We start from the raw sequence: 9,481 nt of genomic DNA on the forward strand, positions 1-9,481 counted from the left end.
ATCCTCCTTCCTTATGAACTAAACTTTGTTGCAAGACGCATTATTTCTTCTTCTGTTGCATTGCTGCCATCTATAATTCCAGAAAGATGTCCCTCACACATAACCATTATACGATCAGACATTCCAATAAGCTCTGGCATTTCAGAAGATATCATTATGATGCTTTTGCCTTGCTTTGCAAGATCTGCAATAATTGTATATATTTCATACTTTGCACCAACATCAATTCCACGAGTTGGTTCATCTAATATAAGTATTTCAGGTTCTGTTAAAAGCCACCTTGCTATAAGCACCTTTTGTTGATTTCCACCAGATAAATCCTTTATGAGCGTTCTAAACGAAGGGGTTTTTACCTTAAGCATTTTTATACTTTTCTTTACATCTTCTCGTCTTTTACCCTCATTTATAATGTGTAAAGGTGTGACATATCTATTTATATTTGCAACCACAGTATTCTCCAATATTGAAAGTACTGGGAATATTCCCGTTGCTCTTCTTTCTTCAGTTAGAAGTGCAATTTTATGCTTCTTTGCATCTATTGGTGATTTTATTTTAACTTCTTTATTATTAATAAATATCTTTCCACTACTAATTCCCCTTAGTCCAAATAACGCTTCCACAAGTTCTGTGCGTTGTGCCCCTACAAGTCCACCTATTCCTAATACTTCTCCTTTTTTCAATTCAAACGAAATGTCACTAAAGGATTTTCCCATGATAGATGTCAATTGCTCAATTTTCAGCACTACTTCTCCTGGGACATTACTTTTAGGCGGGAATCTATTTGTCATATCACGTCCTACCATTTTAGAGATTATCATATCTGTGGTAAGCTCTGAAGACTTCCATGTACCTATATATTTACCATCACGCATAATTGTCACTTCGTCAGATATTTTAAGTATTTCTTCGATTTTATGTGATATATAAATTATAGAAACTCCATTATTTTTTAATTTATTTATTATCGTAAATAAATGCTCTACTTCGTTTTCAGTTAAGGATGATGTAGGTTCGTCCATTATTATAACTTTGGAATTATATGATACTGCCTTTGCAATTTCTATTAACTGAATCTTAGATACAGACATATTTCGAACTATGTCTTTAGGATTTATATCTATATTAAGATTCTCAAAAAGCTTCTTTGTAGCCTCATACATGCTTTTTTCATCTACAAATTTTAATGGCCCTATTTTTTTAGTTGAAAATCTTCCAAGCCATATATTTTCAATAACATTTCTATAAGGCACAGGATGTAGTTCTTGGTGAATCATCGAAATACCATTGTCTAGTGCAATCTTAGGTTCTTTTATATCAATTTTTTTTCCATCTAAAATTATCTCTCCTGAATCTTCTTTATATATGCCAAAAAGACATTTCATAAGAGTTGATTTGCCAGCTCCATTTTCCCCCATAAGAGCATGAACGCTTCCTTTTCTTACTTTTAGAGTTACATTATCCAATGCTTTAACTCCTGGAAACTCTTTAGATATGTCATTCATCTGGAGAATAAATTCACCTTCGCTCATTTAATCACCTCCGCTTACTTTATTTTCAGCTATTTATTGAGAATTAAGAGTGAAAAGTTAATGTAGTTTTTAACCCTCACTAACCCTTCACTCTTTAATGAATCCTTATTTTGCTTCGTTCATGTTTTCCTTTGTAATCTTTTTATATGGTACCCATACATATTTTCCATCAGTTAAGTCAAATCCTATATTTTCTTTGCTTGGAGTTCCACCTTTAGCTAATACTTCAGCTATATTAAATGTAGCCTTTCCTTGGTTCTTGGCGTCATTTAATACTGTACCAAGCATAGTTCCTTCTTCAAGGGCCTTTAATGCTGGTGCAGTTGCATCAACACCTATAACTGGCATATATTTATTATCTTTGAAGTATCCACCTGCTTTTAGTGCTTCAATAGCTCCAAGTGCCATATCATCATTATTTGCAAATACCATTTCTATTTTATCGCCGTTTGCAGCAAGGAATGCAGCCATCTTTTCCTGTCCTTTTACACGATCCCACATAGCTGTATCTTCAGCAAGCTTATCTACCTTTATACCTGCATCTGTTACAGCTTGAACTGAATGTTTAGTTCTAAGCTCTGCATCTTGATGTCCTGGTTCTCCCTTTAACATTACATACTGCATAACTCCATCTTTATTCTTATCAGCTTCAGGATGGCCCTTCCAATAATCAACTGCAAGTTGTCCTGATATTGTTCCAGATTCTTCAGCTCTAGCTCCAACATAATAAACCTTATCCCATTTTTTCATATCTTCTGGCAAAGGTTCCCTATTGAAAAATACTACTGGTGTATTTGCCTTTTGAGCTTTATCTATTAACACTCCTGCTGCAGTACGATCAACTGGGTTTATTGCAAGACTATTTACTTTCTTTGTTATAAATAAGTCCACTTTATCATTTTGAGTTGGCTGTGAATTTTGACTATCTACTATGTCTACTGTTGCCTTATCTCCTGCCGCTTCAGATATTGCATTACGAACTCCTGTCATAAATGTATCGTCAAACTTATAAATAGCACATCCTATAGTCGGCTTATCCTTCTTATCTTCTGCTTTATCTCCTGCTGGTTTTTGTCCACCTGAGCACCCTGCCAAAGCTCCTGTAAGTACAGAAGCAAGGATTATGCTTGCCATTACCTTTTTCATAAAGTTACCCCCATTATAATATTAATATTTTATTAATTGAATTTCATTAATATATTATTCATATGATTTCCAATATATACCGTAGAATTCGTTTTCATTTATCCAATATTCCATTAAATATTTACAGTTATATAATTTCACTTTATATCATTCTTCTTATAATTAAGATATGTATTAAATTTAAATTTCAGGAAAAATTAATCTTATTGATTAAGTAATAATTAAGAAATTGTCATTTAATAAGATTTATTGATTAGCTTATCTTATTACTTTAATCTTAATTGATAACACAGGAGGCATATGATATGACTGAAGATAATTTACAAAATAAAGATATCCCTAAATATCCTGAGGCCTATTGGATGGAGTCTACAAAGTTCCCATCCTTCTCAAATTACTCTGATAATATGAAAGTAGATGTGGTTATAGTCGGTGGAGGAATTACTGGTATCACACTCGCTTATTTACTTAAGAAAGAAGGTTTAAAAGTTGTAATTTTAGAATCCAGTAAAATATTGAGTGCAACTACTGGCCATACTACAGCTAAAATAACTGCACAACATGAATTAATATATGATGAATTTTTAAATGAAATAGGACATGAAAAGACTAAGCTTTACTATGAGTCTAACATGGAGGCATTAAACTTTATAAAAAGCACTATAAAGGAAAAAAATATCGACTGTGATTTCATTGAACAAGATGCTTACATATACACTCAATCTGAAGATTATGTGCAAAAAATATTAAATGAATCAAAGGCTTATGAAAACTTAGGCATACCTGGGGAATACTTGAATAGTATACCTATACCATTAGATATAAAAGCTGCATTAGTTATGAAAAATCAAGCTCAATTTCATCCACTTAAATATTTAAATAGTCTTGTAAATTCTATCAATGAAGATGGTAATATTATTTATGAAAATACTCAAGCAATAGATATTGAAAAATCTCCGGAACTTAAAGTTATAACAAAAGCTGGCCATAAAATAATCTGTGACAATGTAGTTATTTGTACCCACTATCCTTTTTATGATGGAATGGGATTATATTTTTCAAGAATGTATCCACTTCGATCTTACGTATTGGGAGCTATAACTGAAAGGCCTTATCCTGGCGGTATGTATATAAACGCTGAAAATCCTGGACGTTCTCTTAGATATACACCTTTTAATGGAGAAAACTTAGTTATAATTGGAGGGGAAAGTCATAAAACTGGCCAAAGTGATATTCCCACATCTGGTCGATACGAAGCTTTAAGACTCTTTGGTGACGAACTATTTAAAATAAAAAGTATACCTTATAGGTGGTCTACTCAAGACCTAGTAACCTTAGATAATATACCTTACATAGGACATATTACTGATAGCAACCCAAACATATATGTTGCTACTGGATATAAACAATGGGGCATGACAAGTGGAACCCTAGCTGCTTTAATTATAAAGGATTCTATTTTGGAGAAAGAAAACCCTTATTCTAATCTCTATACACCTTCTAGGTTTAATGCTGATCCTAGTGTGAAAAACTTTATTTCAATGAATACAGACGTAGCTAAAGAGCTTATAAAAGGAAAAGTAACAGCTAACAATAGAAAACCTGATGATTTAAAGAATGATGAGGGCTCAGTTGTGTTCATAAATGGTAAAAGAGCTGGTGCTTATAGAGATAAACAAGGAGAACTTCATATTTTTGATACTACCTGTACCCATATGGGATGTGAAGTTCAATGGAACGATGCAGAAAGAACATGGGATTGCCCATGCCATGGTTCAAGATTTTCTATAAATGGGGAGGTAGTTGAAGGGCCTGCTCAAAAACCATTAAAAAAAATTGAGGAGTAATCCTCAATTTTTTAGCTAGTTTTAAATCTTTCAATATTACTATAAATATCTTCAGATATTTTATTTAAATCTTCTGCCATGTATGCTAAATTGTTAACTACCTTATTTTGCTCTTCTATGGTTGCTACAACTTCTTCAGTTGAAGCAGATAGTTCTTCGGAAATACTTGATACAGATTCCGTCTTTTCTAGTACCATTTCCTTTTTCCCTAAAGCACTTTCAATTTCACTATTTATATCTTCCATAGCAGGCATTATTTCATTTATTTCTTTAAGGATAGATTCAAAGGATGTCATAGAACCTCTTATTATTCCAACTTGGTTTTCAATCTTTAATGTAGCTGAATTAGCTGTAGTTGCTACATTATTAAAATCTTTAGTCATATTGTTTGTTATTCCAATTATATTATTTGAAGACTCCAAACTTTGCTGAGCTAGTTTTCTTATTTCATCTGCAACAACAGCAAATCCTCTTCCTGCCTCTCCTGCTCTTGCAGCTTCAATGGATGCATTTAATGCTAAAAGATTTGTCTGTTGAACTACTTCATCTATTACCTCTACTATCAAATTAATTTTTCCCATGTTTCCTTCAAATTCGTTTATTTTATTTATCACGTCATTAAATAAATTTTTTATCTCTTCAATAGATAACAGTAATTCTTGAAGATTTTCAGAATTTGTATCTGCTGAATATTTTATTTCTCTCCCACTTACAGCCATTCTAGAAAACTTTTGACCTATAATATCTAAATTTGATGTTAATCCTTCAACGAGCTTTAAGACATCTGAAAGCTGATTAGATTGATCCGTTGAACCTTTTGCGATTTCGGACATAACTTCCTCTATATCTTTACTTGAGTGATTTATATCTGAAGAAGATGCTGCAAGTGCTGTTGAGGAATCATTTAATGTATTTAAGGCGGCTTTTACCTTGCCTATTAAAGCTTCCATTTGAACTGTCATTTCATTAAATACACTGCTTACATATCCTATTTCATCCTTTTTATTATAAGTAGATCTAACTCTTAAGTCTCCATGTGATAACTCCTTCATACTTGCTATTATTCCTTCTAATGGGAATATCTTTTTTCCTACAATATATATTAAGCAAATGCTAACTAAAACGCTAAATATTATAATAAGTGCTATTATTTCAATTAATAATTTATTTGCTCCTTTATAAAAATCTTCTTCATAACATCCTACATTTACATACCAGTCCCAATTTTTGTAATACTTAACTACATTTACCTTTGGCTTTGCCTCAGTTTCTCCAGGGTTTTGCCATATAAAATGTATAACTCCATTATTAGTAGGATTACTTCCTTCCCTTATTATTTCTTTTGCAACATATGTTCCTCCTGCATCCTTATAATCCATAATACTATCTCCCTCTTTAGCAGGATGCATAACTTCTAAGCCTGTACTATCTATAGCATACATATAAGCCTTAATATTTTCTAAATCAATGGAAGATTTGACTTCTCTAGACTTACCGTCTTGTGATTTTGGATTTAAAAATATTTGTCTAAACATTTCTTGAGCTTCTTGTCTTGTATATTTCCCTTTTTGCACTTCTTTTTCAAGGCCTTCCATGGTTTCTATTCCAATATTGACCTTGTTTTGTAATGATCTAATTCCTAAATCAGTTAATTGTTTCTTTGCTGAAGAATAACTAATAAATCCTATAATACTCATAGCCGTAACTACAATTACAGAAATTATAATAAAAGAAATATACATGGATTTTCTTAATCCACTTTTCTTATTCATGGTAAATTCCTCCTTATATTGTAAAACAATAGGTGATTTCTAGATGACTCATCTAAATTTACCATATTATGCGCCAAATTCCAACATATTTTATGTTAATTCTTTACTAAATTTACTATTATCATAACTTATTATTTGTTACACTTGGCATATTTTTAGTTTATATATAAAAAAGAAGCTTGCATTTGCAAACTCCTTTTATTACCAATATATATCCGAAAATTCTATATTCATTTTTTCTATGATAGACTTATTTTCTATGTTATCAAAATTCAGTGTAGTACATGCAACTTCATTAATTTCTGTTATAGGGATACTTATAATTATTTCAGTACCTTGTCCTACTTCACTTATTAATTTTATTTTTCCCTGTTGAAGCTCTACAAGTGACTTTACCAAGGCTAATCCCATACCGTTTCCTTCACATTTCCTTGTAAACAAATTGTCGACCTGAGTAAAGTTTTCAAAAACTATTTCATGTTTTTCTTTTGGAATCCCTACTCCATCATCTTTTACACTTATATTTATATAATCTTTATTATCATGATATAAACTTATACTTATATTACCATTATTATTACCATACTTAATTGAATTTGATATTAAATTTAGCATTATTCTTTCCATGAGATTATTATCTATATTTACATACTCCTCTTCTATATCTGTATCAAATATTATACTTATTCCTCTTTTCTCAAGATAAGGCACTACTGACATAACTATATTTTCTACTACTTCAACTATATTAAGATAAGCTATCTTAGGTCTTAAAGAGCCTTCATTTATTTTAGTAACATCAATTATATTATTAGTTAATTTAATAAGTCTATAACAGTTTTGTTTAATTATTTTATTATATTCCCTTATCTTCTGTAGGTTTTCTTCATTAATAAAATATTCCTCAGCCTGACTGACACTATATATTAGATTTATAGGAGTCTTAAGTTCGTGAGAGATGTTCGCTAAAAATTCTAGCATGGATTTATCTTTTTCTATTCTATTTAAGCTTATATTCCCCATCTCCTTTTATCCATAATTTTTATAGAAATATAATAACACATTCCGTTGATATTTTCTATATTATGGGATATAAGTAAAAAAATATTACAATTCGTACACAATCTATTAACAAATAATAATTATTAATTGTAATTTTGAAAAATAAACTTAGAAAGTTTTTAAATTCTCTCTGTTTCCTTAAGTCTCTTTCCATTATCCGTAATTTTATGAATATTCTTACCCAAAGTTTCTTTTATAATTGCAGTATATAAAATATAAAAGGATATAAATTTAAGTACATGTCCAGTTCCATTAATAATTCCATACACATCTTTATATATAGTAAATGCCAATTCTGATCCTATTGAAAATATAATAAAATAGCTATAAGATTTATCAGATAAAAAATTTATATTATACTCATCATAAGATATAAACAAACATACTCCCAAAATTACAATTATTATATACTCACTTATCATCTTAAAGGGTGTTAGTCCATATCCTTCTATAAAACAGTCAGGAAATATATGAAACTTAAATATACTTAAAATAATTAATACTGCAATAATTGCGTAAGAAATAAAAGTCTTTAAAATATTAATTCTTTTTTTAATATAACTAAATGACACTAATATAGAAATTGATTCTAAATATCTTACAGCTATCCATAATTGAGTAGGTATATTTGCTGTACTACCTATATCTATTATATTCATACCTCTATAAGATAAAGTGTGCAATAATTCAATGCAAGCTACGAATCCATAAGTTATTCCCAAAAATATAAAATAATCACTTTTATGACTTTTACTCATATTAAGTGTTATAATCATAATACTAAAACTTACAATTATAATAAGCAGTTCACAAATTGTATGAAACATCAGATATTTGAATGAACTTATATACATAGCTATTATAAAAAAAACTCCAAAAATTATATGAATGATATAATTATTTATATTATCTTTAAAGAAACTTATATATTTCATAACTGCCTCCTTTATTAAGAAATATTCATTCTCCATTATATCATATATTTTACATAAAAATATCCATTTTTGCTACAATATTTAATAAAATATAAACTTCTACTTAACTTGTTTACTTTTATAAGAATTTAAAGCCATAAATTAATATATGTTTTACAATTTAAAAATAGTCTGTTTATAAAAAAGGCATAAATTAATAATTTTATAAACTCTCTAAACTTGTATAAAATATATTAATGCAACTATAATATATAAATGTTACAATATGCTTTATAAGTTAATATATTATGAATAGAGATTTAATATAAAGGAGGTGTGTTAATTTGGAGGATAAAGATAACTTTTATACATTTGGAGAAGAATTAGCTAATGCCATAACACATGGATTAGGTGTACTTCTATCTGTAGCAGCTTTAGTACTTTTGATTGTATTTGCAACTCTTTATAAGGATCCTTGGCATGTTGTAAGTTACACTATATTTGGAGTTTGTATGATTATACTTTATCTTGGCTCTACACTTTATCATAGTATTCCAAATAAAAAAGTTAAGAGAATATTTAGGATTTTTGATCACTGTTCTATTTTCTTGCTTATTGCTGGTACCTATACTCCCTTTACTCTTACTATACTTCGAGGACCATTAGGATGGAGTATATTTGGGATTGTATGGGGACTTGCTATTATAGGAATTATCCTAAAATCCTTTTGGGTTGAGAAATATGAATTATTATCTACCTCGGCTTATGTAGGTATGGGATGGATCATAATATTTGCTATAAAAAGATTGATTATACTTCTTCCATCCACTGGTTTATTTCTTTTAGTAGCTGGTGGAGTTCTTTATACCTTAGGTGCAGTTTTATTTATGTTCGATAAAATACCGTATAACCATGCAATCTGGCACCTATTTGTACTTGCCGGCACTACTTGCCACTTCTTTTGTGTTCTGTTATACCTTTAGAAATATTACGACGGTTTTTAATGTTAAATCTTCCGTTAGCAGTTCACATTAAAAACGTCGTAATATCCTTTTAATACGAAAAAGCACAGCAAGTTAATTAATATTTGCATTAATTTAACTCGTTGTGCTTTAATTATTCAAAAAATAAAAATGGCTCCGTGGAGAGGGCTCGAACCTCCAACCCTTCGGTTAACAGCCGAATGCTCTGCCATTGAGCTACCACGGAAT

General features: G+C 30.0%; 7 protein-coding genes and 1 tRNA gene. 2 read left to right on the forward strand and 6 right to left on the reverse strand.

Going from position 1 to position 9,481, the window contains the following annotated elements; all coding sequences use genetic code 11:
- Positions 1-11: 11 nt before the first annotated feature.
- Positions 12-1,529 (reverse strand): sugar ABC transporter ATP-binding protein, encoded by a 1,518-nt coding sequence (locus JOC70_RS16155; protein WP_204599930.1) that lies wholly within the window; start codon positions 1,527-1,529, stop codon positions 12-14.
- A gap of 105 nt (positions 1,530-1,634) precedes the next feature.
- Positions 1,635-2,675 (reverse strand): galactose ABC transporter substrate-binding protein, encoded by a 1,041-nt coding sequence (locus tag JOC70_RS16160; protein ID WP_204599931.1) that lies wholly within the window; start codon positions 2,673-2,675, stop codon positions 1,635-1,637.
- A 305-nt stretch (positions 2,676-2,980) separates the two neighbouring features.
- On the opposite strand from JOC70_RS16160, the gene JOC70_RS16165 reads away from it, so the two are divergent.
- The gene (locus tag JOC70_RS16165) at positions 2,981-4,522 is read left to right on the forward strand and encodes an FAD-dependent oxidoreductase (RefSeq protein WP_204599932.1); all 1,542 of its coding nucleotides are present in this window, start codon (positions 2,981-2,983) and stop codon (positions 4,520-4,522) included.
- Positions 4,523-4,533: 11 nt separating this feature from the next.
- On the opposite strand, the gene JOC70_RS16170 is transcribed toward JOC70_RS16165, so the two are convergent.
- The 3 genes from JOC70_RS16170 to JOC70_RS16180 all read right to left on the reverse strand — a co-directional run bounded on the left by JOC70_RS16170 (position 4,534) and on the right by JOC70_RS16180 (position 8,291).
- A complete protein-coding gene (locus JOC70_RS16170) occupies positions 4,534-6,294 on the reverse strand; it encodes a methyl-accepting chemotaxis protein (protein ID WP_204599933.1) in 1,761 nt (586 codons plus the stop codon).
- A gap of 201 nt (positions 6,295-6,495) precedes the next feature.
- Positions 6,496-7,317 (reverse strand): sensor histidine kinase, encoded by an 822-nt coding sequence (locus tag JOC70_RS16175; RefSeq protein WP_204599934.1) that lies wholly within the window; start codon positions 7,315-7,317, stop codon positions 6,496-6,498.
- Positions 7,318-7,475: 158 nt separating this feature from the next.
- Positions 7,476-8,291 (reverse strand): membrane-associated sensor domain-containing protein, encoded by an 816-nt coding sequence (locus JOC70_RS16180; RefSeq protein ID WP_204599935.1) that lies wholly within the window; start codon positions 8,289-8,291, stop codon positions 7,476-7,478.
- A 323-nt stretch (positions 8,292-8,614) separates the two neighbouring features.
- On the opposite strand from JOC70_RS16180, the gene trhA reads away from it, so the two are divergent.
- Positions 8,615-9,253, forward strand: coding sequence for a PAQR family membrane homeostasis protein TrhA (gene trhA, locus JOC70_RS16185; RefSeq protein ID WP_204599936.1), 639 nt, complete (start codon positions 8,615-8,617; stop codon positions 9,251-9,253).
- A 151-nt stretch (positions 9,254-9,404) separates the two neighbouring features.
- On the opposite strand, the gene JOC70_RS16190 is transcribed toward trhA, so the two are convergent.
- A tRNA-Asn gene (locus tag JOC70_RS16190) sits at positions 9,405-9,479 on the reverse strand.
- Between the last annotated feature and the right edge of the window lie 2 nt (positions 9,480-9,481).

It is taken from the genome of Clostridium pascui, assembly GCF_016908015.1.
GTDB lineage: Bacteria > Bacillota > Clostridia > Clostridiales > Clostridiaceae > Clostridium_AK > Clostridium_AK pascui.